Origin of the sequence: Georgenia alba (assembly GCF_042665525.1) — a bacterium.
In the GTDB taxonomy this organism is placed as follows: domain Bacteria; phylum Actinomycetota; class Actinomycetes; order Actinomycetales; family Actinomycetaceae; genus Allobogoriella; species Allobogoriella alba.
In genome coordinates this window covers 751495-769243 of record NZ_JBHTCQ010000002.1, presented here as the reverse complement: position 1 = coordinate 769243, position 17749 = coordinate 751495, and the positions used below count along the sequence as shown (strand labels likewise).

14 protein-coding genes are annotated in these 17749 nt (G+C 72.6%); 4 read left to right on the top strand and 10 right to left on the bottom strand.

Features of this window, described 5'->3' with window-relative positions:
• Positions 1–27: 27 nt before the first annotated feature.
• A complete protein-coding gene (locus tag ACFQQL_RS13375; RefSeq protein ID WP_382395155.1) occupies positions 28–519 on the top strand; it encodes a DUF3093 domain-containing protein in 492 nt (163 codons plus the stop codon).
• Positions 520–535: 16 nt separating this feature from the next.
• Here the strand turns inward: ACFQQL_RS13375 and ACFQQL_RS13370 are convergent, their stop codons facing one another.
• Both ACFQQL_RS13370 and ACFQQL_RS13365 read right to left on the bottom strand, forming a co-directional pair.
• Positions 536–835, bottom strand: coding sequence for a DUF4193 domain-containing protein (locus tag ACFQQL_RS13370; RefSeq protein ID WP_382395153.1), 300 nt, complete (start codon positions 833–835; stop codon positions 536–538).
• A 174-nt stretch (positions 836–1009) separates the two neighbouring features.
• Entirely contained in the window at positions 1010–1837 is an 828-nt protein-coding gene (locus tag ACFQQL_RS13365) for an inositol monophosphatase family protein (protein WP_382395151.1), read from the bottom strand.
• Positions 1838–2039: 202 nt separating this feature from the next.
• Between ACFQQL_RS13365 and sepH the strand changes: the two genes are divergently transcribed.
• Positions 2040–3146, top strand: coding sequence for a septation protein SepH (sepH, locus tag ACFQQL_RS13360; protein WP_382395149.1), 1107 nt, complete (start codon positions 2040–2042; stop codon positions 3144–3146).
• A 36-nt stretch (positions 3147–3182) separates the two neighbouring features.
• Here the strand turns inward: sepH and ACFQQL_RS13355 are convergent, their stop codons facing one another.
• The 4 genes from ACFQQL_RS13355 to ACFQQL_RS13340 are packed head-to-tail and all read right to left on the bottom strand — an operon-like array spanning position 3183 to position 8290.
• A complete protein-coding gene (locus ACFQQL_RS13355; protein ID WP_382395147.1) occupies positions 3183–3830 on the bottom strand; it encodes a thymidine kinase in 648 nt (215 codons plus the stop codon).
• Entirely contained in the window at positions 3830–4975 is a 1146-nt protein-coding gene (locus tag ACFQQL_RS13350) for an alkaline phosphatase family protein (RefSeq protein WP_382395145.1), read from the bottom strand. Before ACFQQL_RS13350 ends, ACFQQL_RS13355 begins: the two co-directional genes overlap by 1 nt.
• Positions 4972–5547 carry a DUF5998 family protein gene (locus ACFQQL_RS13345; protein ID WP_382395143.1) on the bottom strand — a complete coding sequence of 192 codons (576 nt, stop codon included), beginning with the start codon at positions 5545–5547 and terminating at the stop codon, positions 4972–4974. Before ACFQQL_RS13345 ends, ACFQQL_RS13350 begins: the two co-directional genes overlap by 4 nt.
• Before the next feature lie 4 nt (positions 5548–5551).
• Entirely contained in the window at positions 5552–8290 is a 2739-nt protein-coding gene (locus tag ACFQQL_RS13340; protein ID WP_382395141.1) for a GNAT family N-acetyltransferase, read from the bottom strand.
• An 80-nt stretch (positions 8291–8370) separates the two neighbouring features.
• Between ACFQQL_RS13340 and ACFQQL_RS13335 the strand changes: the two genes are divergently transcribed.
• Positions 8371–10818, top strand: coding sequence for a DNA gyrase/topoisomerase IV subunit A (locus ACFQQL_RS13335; protein ID WP_382395139.1), 2448 nt, complete (start codon positions 8371–8373; stop codon positions 10816–10818).
• 265 nt (positions 10819–11083) lie between these two features.
• Here the strand turns inward: ACFQQL_RS13335 and ACFQQL_RS13330 are convergent, their stop codons facing one another.
• The 3 genes from ACFQQL_RS13330 to ACFQQL_RS13320 form a co-directional block, all read right to left on the bottom strand.
• Positions 11084–12154 carry a GNAT family N-acetyltransferase gene (locus tag ACFQQL_RS13330; RefSeq protein ID WP_382395137.1) on the bottom strand — a complete coding sequence of 357 codons (1071 nt, stop codon included), beginning with the start codon at positions 12152–12154 and terminating at the stop codon, positions 11084–11086.
• Positions 12155–12424: 270 nt separating this feature from the next.
• Positions 12425–13486, bottom strand: a complete 1062-nt coding sequence (locus tag ACFQQL_RS13325; protein ID WP_382395135.1) for a GNAT family N-acetyltransferase — start codon at positions 13484–13486, stop codon at positions 12425–12427.
• Between the two features lie 67 nt (positions 13487–13553).
• Positions 13554–15695 carry a DNA gyrase/topoisomerase IV subunit B gene (locus ACFQQL_RS13320; RefSeq protein WP_382395133.1) on the bottom strand — a complete coding sequence of 714 codons (2142 nt, stop codon included), beginning with the start codon at positions 15693–15695 and terminating at the stop codon, positions 13554–13556.
• 94 nt (positions 15696–15789) lie between these two features.
• Between ACFQQL_RS13320 and ACFQQL_RS13315 the strand changes: the two genes are divergently transcribed.
• A complete protein-coding gene (locus ACFQQL_RS13315; protein WP_382395131.1) occupies positions 15790–16005 on the top strand; it encodes a DUF7455 domain-containing protein in 216 nt (71 codons plus the stop codon).
• Between the two features lie 195 nt (positions 16006–16200).
• Here the strand turns inward: ACFQQL_RS13315 and ACFQQL_RS13310 are convergent, their stop codons facing one another.
• The gene (locus ACFQQL_RS13310) at positions 16201–17748 is read right to left on the bottom strand and encodes an RNA polymerase sigma factor (RefSeq protein WP_382395390.1); all 1548 of its coding nucleotides are present in this window, start codon (positions 17746–17748) and stop codon (positions 16201–16203) included.
• Position 17749 lies beyond the last annotated feature (1 nt).

The window sequence follows — 17749 nt, the reverse complement described above, 5'->3', positions numbered from 1 at the left end:
ACTGTACCCGCGTGGCAGAGTGGTCGCGTGACGTCTGCCGACGCCTTCCGCGAGCGACTTCTTCCCTCGGCCGGGGTACACCTGCTGTCCGTGCTCGCCGGCGGTGCCGGCGCCCTCGCGGGCTCCTACTGGGGCGGGTGGGCGGCTGTGACGGTCGGCGTCGTCGCCGCCGTCCTGGTCTCGGCGGGCCTGAGTCTCACCGCGCCGGTGGTCTCGGTGGTGCCCACCGGCGACCCCGCGGACGGGGCACCGGCCGACGCCCCGCGCCTGAGCGCCGGGGACGCGGTGATCCCGCTGGACGCCCTCGGCGCGGCCGAGGAGGTGGATGCGGAGGGCATCCGGCGGCTGCTCGGGCCGGAGGCGGACGCGCGCGCCTACGTCTGCCACCGCTCGTGGGTGCGTTCCGCGGTGCGGTTCGAGGTGACCGACGAGCGGGACGCCACCCCCTACTGGCTCGTATGCACGCGCCGGCCCGCACAGCTCATCGCTGCGACGGGCCGGCGCGAGGCGGGGGCGTGACGTCGGTTCGCTCGGTTCAGGCGGCGCACTCCGAGCAGACGAGCTGTCCGCCGTCCTCGTAGGCCAGCTGGCTGCGGTGGTGCACGAGGAAGCACTTGGCGCAGGTGAACTCGTCCGCCTGGCGCGGGAGCACCCGCACGGACAGCTCCTCGCCGGACAGGTCGGCGCCGGGCAGCTCGAAGCCCTCGGCGGCCTCCGCCTCGTCCTCGTCGACCGCCGGCGAGCCCTTCTCGGTGCGGCGGGCCTTCAGCTCCTCGATCGAGTCCTCGTTGAGGTCTTCCTCGTTCTTGCGCGGTGCGTCGTAGTCGGTCGCCATCTCGGCGTCACGCTCCGGTTCTTCAGTCGTATCGGTGGGGGAAGTTTCCCTGGTCGCGGGTCACCCGGGGAAACGTTCGTGGCGCGCTTTTGTTCCCGCGGACACCGGATTGTGCACCACCTCGACGCTGTGTGCGACCGGGTTTTTCGGCCGTCCCAACGGCGGTGACACACCTCACACGTCAGCGGCGTCCAGCGTGCGCAGCAGCGCGGCCAGCTCGCGCACCAGCTCGGCCGCGCCCGCGACGGTGGTCCCGTGCGCCGGCGGGCCCCCGTCGAGACCCTCGACCACTCCCCCTGCCTCGGTGACCACGAGGCTGCCGGCGGCCACGTCCCACGGGTTCAGGCCGTGCTCGTAGTAGGCGTCCAGGCGACCGTCGGCGACGAGGCACAGGTCGATGGCCGCGGCACCGATGCGGCGGATGTCACGCACGTGCGGCAGCATGCGCGCGACGACCTCACCCTGCCGGCCGCGCTTGTCCGCCGTGTAGCTGAACCCCGTGCCGACGAGCGCCTCCGCAAGCGGCGGCCCCTCGCGCAGGGCCAGGCGCTCGCCGTCGCGCCACGCGCCGTAGCCCCGTGCGGCGGTCCAGGTGGAGCCGACCGCCACGGAGTGCACGCAGCCCGCGATCTGGGTCCATTCCCCGGGCCTGGGCTCGCCTCGCACGACGGCGACCGACACGGCGTAGGACGGGATGCCGTACAGGAAGTTGACGGTGCCGTCGATCGGGTCGACCACCCAGGTGAGACCCGACGTCCCGGCGGTGCCGCCCTCCTCCTCCCCGAGCACGGCGTCGTCCGGGCGGGCGCGTGCGATCCGTTCGCGCAGCAGGGCCTCGGACTCGGTGTCGACCGCGGTCACGACGTCCACCGCGGAGGACTTGGTCCGCGCCACGCCACCGCGGTCCACGGTCCTCTCGCGCACGTGCTCGCCGGCGGCGCGCGCCAGCTCCTCGCACAGCGCCATGAGCGCGAGCGGGTCGTCGGTCGGGTGGCTGGCCACGGTGGGACCTCCTGCGGTGCGGCTGGCTGCGGGCGGACTGGCCGGCGCACGGGAGCGCCTGTCGTCACTGTCGTGACTCGGCCCGGCTTTGTCCATCGGACGCGGTTCGCATGCCGGTGCGAGCGGGAAACACACCGGGGTCAATGCCGGGGTCAGCCCCTGTTGGGTGGCAGGCTCGGAGAAGACGCGTCGAGGAGGTTCCATGGTTGAGCTCGAACTGCTCGGGCTGCAGGGTGACGGTGGGCACCTGACCCTCACCGACGAGGAGGGTCGGCGCTACCGGCTCGCCATCGACGACGCACTGCGAGCCGCGGTGCGCCGTGACCGCCCGCGCCTGGAGGTCGATGCCGCGAGCGGCATGAGCCTACGCCCGAAGGACATCCAGGCCCATCTACGCGCCGGCGCCACCGTCGAGGAGGTCGCCGAGCGCTCCGGTCTGCCCGTCGAGCACGTGAACCGCTACCTGGGGCCCGTGGTCGCGGAACGTGACTGGGTTGTGCAGCAGGCGCAGAACCAGCGGGTCGGCCGCGACACCGACGCGCCGCGACTCGGTGACCTCGTGCTGGACCGCCTCGCCGCGCGCGGCGTGGAGGTGAGCACGCTCGAGTGGACCGCGGTGCGTCGCTCCGGCAAGCCGTGGGAGGTCGTGGCGACGTTCGTCGCGGCCGAGAAGGAGCGCGAGGCACGCTGGTCGGTCGATCTGACCACCCGCTCGTTGCACGCGGTCGACGACGAGGCTCGCTGGTTGTCGGAGACCGAGCTGAGCACCCCACCGCAGCCGCGTCGCCACCTCAACCCGGTGGCCCCCGGCCGCGCGGCCTCGGCCCGGTCCGCAAGATCCGCCCGCTCTGCCGTGACGCCCGCGACCGCCCCGGCGACACCGCCGGCGGAGGATCCGCACGACGTGCCCGCGGCGTCCGCCGGTGCCGCGGAGCCGACGGGCCAGGCCGGGGACGGCGAGACCGAGACGCTGCTGGCCGAGCTCGCCGCGAACCGGGGCACACGGCTCGAGCTGCAGCCGGAGCTGGAGCCGCACGACGAGGACGGGGCGAACCTCTGGGGTCCGGGAGCGCACCCCCCGGCGTCGCGTCCGGAACAGGCCCGGGACGCGCACGTCCTGGCCCTCCCGCGCCGGGAGCGGTCCGGCGAGGAGCGGCGTGGGGACGACGCTCCGGCACCCGTGGAGAGCGGCGGGTCGGCCACCGCGGAGAGCGCCACCAAGTCCCAGAACGGCCGCCGGTCCCGGCGCAACCAGCGGCGGAGCGTGCCGAGCTGGGACGAGATCGTCTTCGGCGCCCGTCCGGAGTGACGCGCGGGCGCGCTGCGCCTGCCCGCCCCGGCCCAGTCAGGCGTCGTCGAGCGGGAGGGTCTGCGGGCTGAGGCTTGCCGCGCGGGCCACGGTCGCGGTCAGGCCGCGGACGTGATGGCGCCGGCACAGCACCTCGTAGCCCACGTCGTCGCCGGCGTGCGTGTCCCCGACCACAACCTGGGCACCCTCGGTGACCATCGCGCCGTGCACCGTGCGAGCGTTGTGCGTGGCCCGTGCACCGCACCAGCACAGCGCCTCGACCTGGAGCCGTTCCACCCGGTCGGCAAGCTCGACCAGACGCTGGGAGCCCGGGAAGAGACGCGCCCGGAAGTCGGTCATGATGCCGAAGGCGAAGACGTCGATCTCCATCTCGTCCACGAGGCGCGCGAGCTGCTCGACCTGCCGCTCGGTGTAGAACTGCGCCTCGTCGCCGATGAGGTAGTCGACGCGGACACCGCGGGTACGGCGCCGGACGACCTCGGACCAGAAGTCCGTGGCGTCGGTGACCTCGACCGCAGGCACCGACAGCCCCAGCCGCGAGGACAGCACGTCCGGCCCGGCGCGGTCGTCGCGGGTGAAGATGAGCCCGCCGAGCCCGCGCGCGGCATGGTTGTGGTCCGTCTGGAGCGCCAGGGTCGACTTGCCGGAGTCCATGGTGCCGGCGAAGAACACGAGCTCGGCCACTACCCCACCACCTCGCGGACCAGCGGGACGCTGGTCTCCTCCTCGGTGAGGCCGCCGTGCACGCCGACCAGACCGACCATGCCCGGGGGCTGGGTCCGGCTGTCGACCACGACGTCCCGACCGCGCATGGTCACCACCAGGTCACCGGCCGCGTCCGCCCGGTCCGTCACCGCACCGAGCAGGCCGGCGGCCACGATCTCGTCCCGCTCTGCGACCCAGGCGCGCTCACCGAGCACCTCGCGCCACCGGGCGGCGACGTCGGCGGCCGCACCGGCCGCGGTGTACACGTGGGCGGCCCGGCCCTCGCCCGCGACCAGGGTCACGTCCCGCGCCAGGGCCGGCACGGCGGCCACGTCGGTCCGCCGCTCGACGTCGAGCATGCCGTGGTCGGCGGTGACCAGCAGGAGGGTCCCGGCGGGCAGGAGGCGGGCGAGGCGGGCGAGCTCGCCGTCGGTCGCACTGACCTCCTCGCCCCACTGCCACGACCGCCAGCCGTGCTTGTGGCCGAGGTGGTCGATCTCGCCCCAGTAGAGGTAGACGAGGCCCACGTCCTCGCGGCGCAGCTGGGCGGCCGCGGCATCGACGCGGGCCGGCAGCGACTCGGCGGTGACGTTCCGCATCCCGCGCAGCGCGCACTGCGTGAGGCCGGAGCCGACGAACCGGGCCGGGCCGACGCTCACCACGTCGGGCAGGTCGTGGGCGTCGTCGCGCGCTCGGAGCTGCTCCGGCAGGGTCGGGCAGCGCTGCCACTGGCGCGGGTCGAGGTCGGTGTCCTCCCAGCTGATGAGGTTGAGCGGCCCGCCGTGGACGGGGTCGCGGAGGCTGTACCCGAGCATCCCGGTGGCGCCGGGGAGCTCACCGGTGCCCACGGCCGTGATGGCGGAAGCCGTCGTGGACGGGAAGGTGCTGCGCAGTGTCAGTGCATCCGGCAGCCGGGACCGCAGGAACGGGGCGTGCCCGCCGCGCTCCTCGATCATCCGCCGGCCGAGACCGTCCAGGAGCACCAGGCACACCTTCGGGACCTCGGGCAGACCGAGCTCGTCGCGGTCCTGCGCGGACGTGCGTCCGGCCGAGGCTGTCGGCATCCCCACGGCGTCGAGGGCCGCGGACAGCACGGCACGCACCGCGGGTGCGTCGGCGTTCACGCCGTCGGACCCCGACCGGTCGCCGCGGACAGGGCACGGGCGAAGTCGAGCGCGCCGCGTAGCGCGGCCGACCCCTCGGCCTGCGCGCTCACGCGGAGCTCGACGCCCTCCGGCGCGAGCGTGCCGGTGTAGCCGTGGTCGGCCTCGCAGTCCGGGTCCCCGCACGTGGCCGGCTGCAGGTCCACCGACTGGGCGGTCCCCCAGTTCACGGCGAGCGTCAGCTCCTGGGTCTCGCGGGCGTGGCCGTGGGCGGGCTCGCTCACGCCGTGGGTCAGGGTGACGGAGCGGATCTGGGTCACGGCCACCGAGTCGGTGGTGGCGAGTGCGGCGGGTTGGGACTCGCTGCCCGGCGCGTCGTCGACGTGCGCCACCACCAGCCGTGTCGGGGTCAGCACGAGCGCCGTCAGGTGACGGAACACCTCGGTGTTGTCGAAGGTCGTCTCGGGATGGACGAGGAACGAGGTCACCGGTTCGTCGGCGACGGCGATGTCGATGACGCCTGCCACGAGGTCCGGGTAGTAGCCCGCACGGTCCAGGTCCGCCCGTAGCTGCTTGGCGAGGTCGGTCAGCACCGGTTCATTCTTCCACGCTCTCCTCCCGCCGGGACGATTCCTCCGACGCCGTCCCCTCCGGCACGGAGCCGCCCGAGGGCAGGGCACGTCGCCCCGCGTCCTGCCGCACGGGCCGCGCGACCCGCACCGTGCACCCGGCGATCCGGGCCCCCTCCTCGGCGACGATGACCGGGTTGAGACTCACCTCAGCGACCTCGGGCAGGTCGTCGGTGAGCATCGAGGTCCGCGCGATGACGTCCTCGAGCGCCTCGATGTCGACCACCGGGAGCTTGCGGTGGCCGAAGAGCCGCGGGGCGGCCCGCACGGACCGGACCATGTCCGAGACGTCCGCCGCGGTGAGGGGCGGGATACGGAAGGACACGTCGCCGAGCAGCTCGGTGGCATCGCCTCCCATCCCGAAGGACACCACCGGTCCGTACAGGTCGTCCTCGGTGCCCCGGACCACGCAGGCGACCCCGGGCGGCGCCATGGGCTGGACCTCGAGCGGGACGTCCCGGCCGAGGATGTGCCGCGTCCGGGCGGTCAGACGCCCGAACGCCTCGCGCACGTCCTCGGCGTCGGACAGGTCCAGGCTCACCCCTCCCAGGTCGGCCCGGTGCCGCAGCACGTCGCTGGAGGTCTTCAGGGCCACCGGGTAGCCGTACCGGTCGGCGGCCGCCACGGCCTGCGTGGCGTCGGTGACCGTCGTGGCGGGGAGCACCTCGATGCCGTAGTGCCCGAGCAGCCGGGCGGCGGTGGCGGCGTCGAGGGTGCGGCGGGACCCGACGGGGAGGCCCTCCACGATCCGGGCGACCATCGCGCGGGCGCCGACCGGGTCGACCCCGGGCCGGTCGACCAGCGGGTCCGCAGCGTGGGCGCGCCAGCGCGCGTAGCGCACCGCGCCGGTCAGGGCGGCGACGGCGTCCTCCGCGGTCGCGGTCGCGGGGACCGTCACGTCGCCGGACCGGAGGGCGGGATCGAGACCGTGCAGGCCCGGTGCGCTCGTCACCCAGGTCCGGCCGTCGGCGGCGGCCGCCTCCGCGATGGCACGAGCCACCTCCGGGTCGGTGCCGCCGACCGGAGGGGCGTGCGCGACGACGACGGCATCCCAGTCGTCCCGCGCGCTGAGGTCGCCGAGTGCTGACGCGTACTGCTTCGCGCCGGCCAGAGGCTCGAGGGTGACCGGGCTCCCAGCGACCTGCAGGCCTTGGGCCGCGGCGACGTCCGCGACGAGCGCGGCGAGGGCGGCCGAGGAGGACACGACCGCGGTGCGCGGTCCGGCCGGCAGAGGCTGGGCCAGCAGCAGGCCCGCGACGTCGAGCATCTCCGGCAGGGTGCGGGCGCGGACCACCCCGGCCTGGCGCAGCAGCTCGGTGAGGACGCGCTGCGGCTGGCGGGAGGTCCGGACGGCGTGCCCGGGCGGGGTGCCCTGCCCGGTCTGGCCGGAGACGACGGCGACCAGCGGCTTGGTCGCCGAGAGGTGGCGGGCGATCCGGGAGAACTTGCGGGGGTTGCCCATGGACTCGAGGTAGAGCGCGCCGACGGCGGTCGGGTCGTGGGCGGACCAGAACTGCAGGGTGTCGTTCCCGGAGACGTCCACGCGCAGCCCGGCCGAGAGGAAGCTGGCGAGCGGCAGCTGGCGGCGTTCGGCGGTCGAGCGAAGGGTCCGCCCTCCAGGTCCGGACTGGCAGAACAGGCCGATGCCGCGTGTGACGTCCTCGGCGGGGTCGCCTGCCCACAGCGTGATGTCGTACCGGCCGGCGTCCCCCTGGCCGATGACGCCGTAGCTGGCGGGCCCGACCAGCCGGATCCCGGCCTCGCGGGTGCGGCGCAGCAGCAGGCGCTGGCGCGCCATGCCCGCCGGGCCCGCCTCGCCCTGGATCTCGCCGAAGCCGTGCGAGAGCACCACCAGGGCACGGACACCGAGCCGACGCAGCGCCGGGACGGCGTCGGTGATGTCCTCGGCGGGGCCGGCCAGCACGGCGAGCTCGACCGGTCCGGTGAGATCCGCCAGGCTCTCGTGGTGCTCTGCGGGCGCCGGCACCGGTGCCCGCACGCCGACCAGGTGCACCGGTCCGGTGAAGGTGCCGGTGAGGAGCGATCGCACGGCCGCTGCCGCCAGCACGTCTCCCTCGCCGTCGTCCGGTCCGAGCCGGGCCAGCACCACCGACCGGGCCGCCAGCACGGTCCGCATGCTGAGGGACTCGGCGTGGCGTTCCCGCTCGGCCATGACCCGCCAGGACCGCTCGGTCTCCTCGATCGAGAAGGACACGGCCAGCACGCCGTCCTCGTACTGCTGGGCGACCTCGTAGCCGGCATCGGTGAAGACACGGATCATCCGGGCGTTGGCGGGCAGGACGTCGGCGAGGAAGGTGTGCACGCCCCGCTCCCGCCCCGCCGCGGCAAGGTGCTCCAGCAGGACAGAGCCCAGGCCGCGACCGTGCTCGGTGTCGGCCACGTAGAACGCGACCTCGGCCCGGCCGGGGGTGACGACGTCGAAGCGCCCCACGGCCCGGATCTCCTCGCCCTCCGTGAGCACCAGGGCGACCCGGTTGCGGTGGTCGACGTTGGTGAACCGGTGCAGGTCCCGGTCACTGAGCCGGCCGATCGGGGCGAAGAAGCGGAAGTACTTCGACTGCTCCGACTGCGCGAGGTGCATCCGCTGCAACGCCTCGGCGTCGTCCGGGCGGATCGGCCGGATGTGCATCGGCGTCCCGTCGCGCAGCGCGACGTCGGCCTCCCACCACGTCGGGTACGCCTCCATGGGTCAGAGCCTAGGAGCAGGTCGGCGGACACGTCGTGGCGGTCCCCGCCTCCGGGGCCCGCGTCGGGGACAATCCCCCCATGCCACGCAAGACCGCAGCACCGCCCCCGCCGCCGCAGGAGTCGATCGTCGACGTCGACGTCTCGACCGAGATGCAGGGCTCCTTCCTGGAGTACGCGTACTCGGTCATCTACTCCCGGGCGCTGCCCGACGCGCGGGACGGTCTGAAGCCTGTCCAGCGGCGGATCCTCTACCAGATGGACCAGATGGGTCTGCGGCCCGACCGGGGACACGTGAAGTCCGCCCGCGTGGTGGGCGAGGTCATGGGTCGACTCCACCCGCACGGCGACGGCGCCATCTACGACGCGATGGTGCGCATGGCGCAGAGCTTCGCCCTGCGGCTGCCGCTGGTGGACGGCCACGGCAACTTCGGCTCCCTCGACGACGGACCCGCGGCCTCTCGGTACACCGAGGCGCGCCTCACGGCTGCGGCCCTGGCGATGACGGCGGACCTCGGCGAGGACGTCGTCGACCTGGTGCCGAACTACGACAACCAGCTCACCCAGCCGGAGGTCCTCCCGTCCGCGCTGCCGAACCTGCTGGTCAACGGCGCCTCCGGCATCGCCGTCGGCATGGCCACCAACATGCCGCCGCACAACCTCACCGAGGTGGTCGCCGCGGCCCGGCACCTCATCGCGCACCCGGAGGCGACGCTCGAGGAGCTCATGCGGTTCGTCCCCGGGCCGGACCTGCCCGAGGGCGGCAAGATCGTCGGCCTCGACGGGATTCGCGAGGCCTACGAGACGGGGCGCGGCAGCTTCCGTACACGGGCCACCGCGCGCGTGGAGAACGTCACCGCCCGCAAGAAGGGCCTCGTGGTCACCGAGCTGCCGTACATGGTCGGGCCCGAGCGGGTGATGGAGAAGATCCGTGACGCGGTGTCCGCCCGGAAGCTCCAGGGCGTGTCCAACGTGCAGGACCTCACCGACCGCCACCACGGCCTGCGGCTCGTGATCGAGATCAAGAACGGCTTCAACCCGGAGGCCGTGCTGGAGCAGCTCTACCGGCTGACCCCGATGGAAGAGTCCTTCGGGATCAACAACGTCGCCCTCGTCGACGGCCAGCCCCGGACGCTGGGGCTGAAGGAGCTCCTCGAGGTCTACGTCGGGCACCGACTCACGGTGGTCCGCCGCCGGACGGCGTTCCGGCTCGCGCGCGCCAAGGAGCGCGCACACCTGGTGGACGGGCTGCTGCTCGCGATCGCGGACATCGACGAGGTCATCCAGGTCATTCGCTCCTCGGACGACGCCGAGGCCGCACGGACGCGGCTGATGGCGATCTTCGACCTGGACGAGGACCAGGCCGACTACATCCTGGCGCTCCGGCTGCGCCGGCTCACGAAGTTCTCCCGGATCGAGCTCGAGCAGGAGCGCGACGAGCTCGTCCGGACGATCGAGGAGCTGCAGGAGATCCTCGACTCCGACGCGCGGCTCCGCGAGGTGGTCTCCGACGAGCTGGCACAGGTCGCCAAGGACCACGGCACCCCGCGGCGCACCGTGCTGCTGACGTCGGCCAAGGGCGACGGCAAGGCCGCCGCGGCGGCCGCCGCCGTCCCGCTCGAGGTCCCGGACGACCCGTGCTGGGTGTTGCTGTCCGGGACCGGGCTCGTCGCCCGTACCGCGGACGCAGAGACCCCGTCCCGCACCGGTCCACGCGCGGCGCACGACGCCGTCGCGCACGCCGTCCCGGCCACCGCACGCGGTCAGGTAGCGGCCGTCACCTCGGCCGGCCGCCTGGTCCGCCTCGAGGTCCTCGACGTGCCCGGCCTGCCGGCGACGACCACGGCGCCCGGGCTCTCGGGTGGTGCCCCGGTCACCGAGCTCGTCCCGCTGGAGGGCGATGAGCGCGTGGTCGGTCTGGCACGGCTCGACGACGACGCCCCGCCGCTGGCGGTCGCCACGGCGCACGGCGTCGTGAAGCGGGTCGGCGGGGACCGTCCCGCGAACAAGGACTCCTGGCAGGTGATCTCGCTCCGCGACGGCGACGCCGTCGTCGGCTCCGGGCATGCGCGCGACACCGACAAGCTCGTGCTCATCACCTCCGACGCGCAGCTGCTGCGTTTCGACGCGGCGACCGTGCGCGCTCAGGGACGTGCCGGCCAGGGGGTCGCCGGCGTCCGTCTCGGCGAGGGGGCGCGTCTGCTGCATCTCGGCGTCGTGCGTGACGAGGACGTCTCGGCGAGCGTCGTCGTCACGATCGCCGGGACGTCGGACGCGCTGCCCGGCACCGTCCCTGGGTCCGCGAAGGTGACGCCGTTGGACCGTTACCCGGCGAAGGGGCGCGCCACGGGCGGGGTGAGGGCACACCGCTTCCTGCGCGGAGAGGACTCCTTGCAGCTCGCGTGGGTGGGCCAGGAGCCGGCGCGTGCGGTCGGGTCCGGCGGACAGGCCGTGACGCTCCCCGACGTCGACGAGCGGCGCGACGGTTCCGGCCACACGCTGCCGGCCCCGGTCACCGCGATCGGGTGATCAGATCACAAGCCTTCTGATCGATCTTCCTCGCACTCCGCTCCGGCGGGACCTCGTCCCTCGGCCCCACACTCCGCTGCGCGCTTCGTCAGATCACAAGCCGTCCGGTCGATCTTCCTCGCACTCCGCTCCCGCGGGGACCTCGTCCCTCGGCCCCACACTCCGCTGCGTGCTTCGTCAGATCACAAGCCGTCCGGTCGATCTTCCTCGCACTCCGCTCCGGCGGGACCTCGTCCCTCGGCCCCACACTCCGCTGCGCGCTTCGTCAGATCTCGATCGTGTAGACGGCGGAGCCACGGACGCGTTCGTAGCCGAGACGCTCGAACAGCCCGATCGCCCCGGTCGGGTCGTCCGCGTCGACGTCCAGGCCGGCGTACTGCATGCCGTCCTCGGCGTACGCCCGCATGGCGTGTGAGAGCAGCGCCGTCGCGACGTGCCGGCCGCGCCACGCCGGCAGGACGCCGAGGATCTCGGTGTACCCCTCGGTCCAGCCCAGCGCGTCCCAGTCCTGCTCGTACCGCCCGGACATGAGGTACCCGGCCACCTGGGCCCGGTCGCTCGAGCGGTCCAGGGCCACGAAGCTCCAGGTCGCCACGTGGTGGCTGCGCTCCTCCTGCCAGGCCGCCACGCTGAGCGGCTGGGCACCCCACAGCTCGCGGAACGCGGCGTTGTGGGCGCGGCGCACGGCGTCGTCCAGTGCCGGCGACCACGGCACCACGGTGAGCGGATGGGCGAGGCTCACCTCGGGGATCGGCTCCGACAGGTCTCGACGCAGCTGGCTGTAGTGCCGCCTCGGCGCGAAGCCACGGAGGCTGACGAGGTGCGCCAGTCCGTCCATGTCGTCATCCACGTGGACCACGATGCGGGCGGGCACCTCCGTGTCGGCGCCGTCGGCTACGGAGAGCATCTGGCGGGCACGGGCGATCTGCCAGTCCATGACCGCCCGGCCGATGCCATGGTTGCGGCGGGTCGGCTCCAGGCCACCGGAGACGAAGACCCGCTTGACCGTGGTGTCCGCCTTCCGGAGCCTGGCGAGACCGAACGCATGCAGGTTGCCCTCCGCGTCGAAACCTCCGACGCCGGAGTGGTCGTGGCTGTCGTCGAAGTAGCCGGCGACCTCCTCCGGGGCAGTGCGGTACGGCGGGTTGTCGACGTCCTCGATGTGGGTGATGAGGGCGGTCAGTGCGGGGATGTCGGCCGGCTCGAGCGGCCGCCAGGTCAGCCCCGCCTCCTCCGGCAGATCGGGCAGGGTCTCCGGCGCCGCCGCACGCACCGCCAGCGGCGCGCGCGGCTCGGCGAGCGCCTGGTCCGGGGAGCTGGTGGTCGGGTCGGGCACGCGGGCACCTTACGGGGTCGCTCCGACGTCGGCCACGTTCATACCGCCAGGTGTGGGAGATGTCTCGGTGCTATATCGGCCCCACTGCGCTTCGTCAGATCACAAGCCGTCCGGTCGATCTTCCTCGCACTCCGCTCCGGCGGGACCTCGTGCCTCGGCCCCACACTCCGCTGCGCGCTTCGTCAGATCCCAAGCCGTCCGGTCGATCTTCCTCGCACTCCGCTCCGGCGGGACCTCGTGCCTCGGCCCCACACTCCGCTGCGCGCTTCGTCAGATCTCGATCGTGTAGAGGGTGCGGGCACCGTGCCGCTGGTAGCCCAGCCGCTCGTAGAAGTGGTGGGCACCGGACGGGTTGACCGTGTCGACGTCGAGTCCGGCCGAATCGATCCCGTCCTCGGCGAGGGCCTCGATCACCGCGACCAGGAGCGCCCGGGCAAGCCCACGCCCGCGGTAGGGGCGGCGCACACCCAGCAGCTCGGTGTACCCCTCGCTGAAGCCGAGCTGCTCCCACGTGTGCTCGTGCCGGGAGGTGGTCGCGTACCCGGCCACCTCCTCGCCGCCGTCCGCCGTGCGGGCGAGAGCGATCTTCGACCAGCGGGGTTCGAGCTCGCGGTTCACCCGCCGCCAGGAGTCGTGGCTCATGGGTTGCGAGCCCCAATGGTCCGCGAAGGCCTCGTTGTGGGCCTCGCGGACCTCGTCGTCCAGGTCGCGTGACCAGTTCACCAGGCGCAGGCCGGCCCCGAGGTGGATCTCGGGCAGCGGGTCGCCGGACACGGGGCGGCGCATCTCCTGAAAGGTCCTCTTGGGCCGGAACCCGGCCTCGGTGACCAGCAGCCGCCGTTCGGTGAGGTGCTCGTCGACGTAGGTCGCGATACGTCCCGGGAGGTTCCTGCCGTCCGCCGCGAGGAGCTGCCGTGCGCGGCCCACCTGCCATCGCAGCAGCGCGGTGCCCACGCCGCGGGTGCGCCACTCGGGCGCCACGGTCCCGGTGAGGAATGCCCGCACCACATCCGTGTCGCCGGACGGCAGGTAGACGACGCCGACGGCCTGCAGGCTCGCCTCGTCGTCGCCGTCGGCCGGTGCGAAGCCGCCGAGGCTGTCCACGACGGTGGTCCGGGCCGGGTCGAAGGCGTCCGCCACCTGCGCCGGGCTGGGCGTCGACATCGGCTTGTCGACGGCCGTCGAACGTGCCGTGAGGTCGAGGATCGCGTCCGCGTCCGCAGCGTGCAGCGCACGCCACGTCAGACCGAGCTCGGCTGGCGGCAGCTCCAGGCGCCCCGGGGCGGCGGCCCGCTCGGTGAGGGTCGCCTGCGAGCCCGTGGACGCCGTCATGCGCCCGATCGTACCGAGGCCCGCGGTCCCCGCACCCTGCGGGCGGGCCACCGGGCGACCCGAACCGTCAGATGTCGATGCGTTCGCGGTCGATCTGCTGCGCGCCCGCGACGATGAAGTCCTTGCGCGGTGCGACGTCGTTCCCCATGAGCAGCTCGAAGACGCGCTCGGCCTCGAGCAGGGCGTCCTCGTCCGCCATCGAGATCCGGCGCAGCGTGCGTCGTTCGGGGTCCATGGTGGTTTCGGCCAGCTGGTGCGCATCCATCTCGCCGAGGCCCTTGTACCGCTGGATCGGCTCCTTGTACCGCCGGCCGGACTTCTCCAGCTTCTTCAGCAGCGCGATGAGCTCCGCCTCGGAGTAGGTGTAGCGGACGTCGCCCTTCTTCCCACCGGACCCGATCACCTCCACGCGGTGCAACGGGGGTACCGCGGCGAACACGCGGCCGGCCTCGACGAGCGGGCGCATGTGTCGGAAGAAGAGGGTGAGCAGGAGCGTGCGGATGTGGGCGCCGTCGACGTCGGCGTCCGTCATCAGCACGATCTTGCCGTACCGCACCTGGTCCAGGTCGAAGGTCCGGCCGGACCCGGCACCGATGACCTGGATGATCGAGGCCACCTCCGCGTTCTTGAGGATCTCCCCCGGTGAGGCCTTCTGGACATTGAGGATCTTGCCGCGGATCGGCAGCAGCGCCTGGAAGTCGCTGGACCGGGCGAGCTTGGCGGTGCCCAGGGCGCTGTCGCCCTCGACGATGAAGAGCTCCGAACGCTCGACGTCGTTGCTACGGCAGTCCGCGAGCTTCGCGGGCAGGGACGAGGACTCCAGCGCATTCTTTCGGCGGGAGATCTCCTTGCTGAGGCGTGCCGAGACACGCGCCCGCATCTCCCCCACGACCTTCTCCAGCAGCGCCGCGGAGTGGGCCTTGTCGTCGCGGCGCGTCGACGTGAGGATCTTCGTCAGCTCGGACTCGACGACCTTCGAGACGATGCTGCGCACCGGCGCGGTGCCCAGCACCTCCTTGGTCTGTCCCTCGAACTGCGGTTCAGGGAGACGCACCGCCACCACCGCGGTCAGGCCGGCCAGCACGTCGTCCTTCTCGATCTTGGGGTCCTTGGCCGTGACCTTGAGACGCCGCGCATTGGCCTCGATCTGCTTGCGCACGGTCCGCAGCAGCGCCTGCTCGAACCCGGCCTGGTGTGACCCGCCCTTCGGGGTGGCGATGATGTTGACGAACGACCGGAGCGTCGTGTCGTAGCCGGTGCCCCATCGCAGGGCCACCTCGACACGGCAGACCCGCTCCACGTCCTTCGGCGCCAGGTGTCCTCGGGCGTCGAGGTGCTGGACGGTCTCCTCGAAGGTGCCCTCACCCACGAGTCGCCAGACGTCGGTGACCGGCGCGTCCGTCGCGAGGTGCTCCGTGAAGTCCGCCACTCCGCCGTCGTGCCGGAAGACCTCCTCGACAGGTCCGTCGGCGCCGGGCGTGTCCGGCAGCCCGCGCTCGTCCCGCACCCGCAGGGTCAGGCCGGGCACGAGGAAGCTCGTCTGCCGGGCCCGCTCGACCAGCTCGGTGTAGGAGAACTGGGCCGAGGCGGGGAAGATCTGCCGGTCCGCCCAGTACCGGACCCGGGTGCCGGTCCGCTTGCGCGGGACCTTGCCCGCCACGGCGAGCTCCGACGAGGAGGTGAAGGGCTCGAACGGGTTCTCCGGCGACGGGCCGCCCTTGTCGCGGTAGGTTCCCGGCTCGCCGCGGTGGAACGTCATCCGGTGGGTCTTCCCGCCCCGGTCGACCTCGACGTCGAGACGTGCGGAGAGTGCGTTGACGACCGAGGCACCGACGCCGTGCAGGCCGCCGGTGGCGGCGTACGAGCCTCCGCCGAACTTCCCGCCCGCGTGCAGCTTCGTGAAGACGACCTCGACGCCGCTCAGCCCGACCGACTCGACCGTGTCGACCGGGATGCCACGGCCGTCGTCGCGCACCTCGAGCGAGCCGTCGGGGTGGAGCACGACGACGACCTCTTTCGCGTAGCCCTCGAGCGCCTCGTCGACGGCGTTGTCGAGCAGCTCCCACAGGCAGTGCATGAGGCCGCGCGAGTCGGTCGAGCCGATGTACATGCCCGGCCGCTTCCGCACGGCCTCGAGGCCTTCGAGGACCGAGAGGTGGCGCGCGGTGTAGCTGGACGGCGATGCAGCGGCTGCGACGGCTGAAGACACGCGTCGATCGTATGTGCCTGCGGCTCGCTACGCCGGGAGCGAACCGCCGGTGCCCTGGGGCATGGATGTGGGCTCGAGATGGTTACATGATCTCGTGACCACAGCGACAGACATGCCCGCCCTGACCGCCCAGGACCGTTGCGACGCCTGCGGTGCTCAGGCGTACGTGCGGGTGCAGATGGAGGCCGGTGAGCTGCTGTTCTGCGCCCACCACGCGCGCAAGCACCTCGAGGCGTTGCAGAAGGTCGCGACCACCATCCACGACGAGACGGACCGGCTCCACGCCGAGGAGCGTCCCGCCGCCGACTGACCTGCTGCGCGTCCGACGCGCACGACACAGGGCCACCACCTTCGCGGGTGGTGGCCCTTTCGTGTCGGCTGCGGAGCATGCCGTGTGTATGGCCAGCGCTGTCCGGGCTCCACCGGACCACGTCGAGCGCGGGCACCACCGACGACGAGGCTCCCGGACCGATTGGGTCCGGGAGCCTCGTGTCAGGTCATGAGCTCAGTCCAGGTAGTCGCGCAGCACCTGGGAGCGGCTCGGGTGGCGCAGCTTCGACATGGTCTTGGACTCTATCTGCCGAATTCGCTCCCGCGTCACGCCGTAGACCTTGCCGATCTCGTCGAGCGTCTTGGGCTGGCCGTCGGTGAGACCGAACCGCATCGACACCACCCCCGCCTCGCGCTCGGAGAGCGTGTCCAGCACGGCGTGCAGCTGCTCCTGCAGCAGCGTGAAGCTGACCGCGTCGGCCGGCACCACGGCCTCGGAGTCCTCGATGAGGTCACCGAACTCGCTGTCGCCGTCCTCGCCGAGCGGGGTGTGCAGCGAGATGGGCTCGCGGCCGTACTTCTGGACCTCGACCACCTTCTCCGGCGTCATGTCGAGCTCCTTGGCGAGCTCCTCGGGAGTGGGCTCCCGGCCCAGGTCCTGGAGCATCTGCCGCTGCACCCGGGCCAGCTTGTTGATGACCTCGACCATGTGCACCGGGATGCGGATGGTGCGCGCCTGGTCCGCCATGGCACGGGTGATCGCCTGACGGATCCACCAGGTGGCGTACGTCGAGAACTTGTAGCCCTTGGTGTAGTCGAACTTCTCCACCGCGCGGATCAGACCGAGGTTGCCCTCCTGGATCAGGTCGAGGAAGAGCATGCCGCGGCCCGTGTACCGCTTGGCGAGCGACACCACCAGGCGCAGGTTCGCCTCGAGCAGGTGGTTCTTGGCCAGCCGGCCGTCGTTCGCGATCCACTGCAGCTCACGGCGCAGCTTGCCGGCCAGGCCCTCCTCCGTGGCGAGCTTCTCCTCGGCGAAGAGGCCGGCCTCGATGCGCTTGGCGAGCTCGACCTCCTGCTCCGCGTTGAGGAGCGCCACCTTGCCGATCTGCTTGAGGTAGTCCTTGACCGGGTCGGCGGTCGCACCGGCGGTGACCACCTGCTGGACCGGGGCGTCGTCGTCGTCCGCGTCGGAGACCACGAAGCCGGTCTCGCCGGCCTCGGTGAGCTCGGCCTCCTCGGGCGAGTCCGGGACGGCCTTGAGCGTGCCGTTCCCGGCGGTCTCGGCCTCACCGGTCTCGGTGAGGTTCTCGTCCTCGCGCTCGGCGTCCGTGATCGGCTCGACCTCCTCCAGCACCTCGGTCTTGGCGTCCGCGGCCTTGGCTGTCGAGGCCTTCGCGGACTTGCCGGCGCTCGTCGCGCTCTTCTTCGTCGCTGTCTTCTTCGTCGCTGCCTTCTTCGTGGTCTGCGTCGTGGTGGACTTCTTGGCCGTGGTCGTCCCCGACGACTTCGCAGACTTCGAGGACTTCGGCGTGGCCGGTGCGGGCGCCGCGGCCGCCTGGGCGGCCGTCTTGGCGCGCGACGACGTGGTCTTCTCGTTGCCCGAGGTGCCCTTGGCCGTCGAGCGCGTGCGCGACGACGCGGGCGACTTCTTCTTCTCGGGGTTCTTCTCCGCGCGGTCCGCGCGACCTGCGCGGCTGGTCTTGGAGGCAGAGGAGGGCGTCACGATGACCTTTCGGCGGGGTGCGAGAGACCGACGATCGATCCGTTCAGACCGTCGCAGG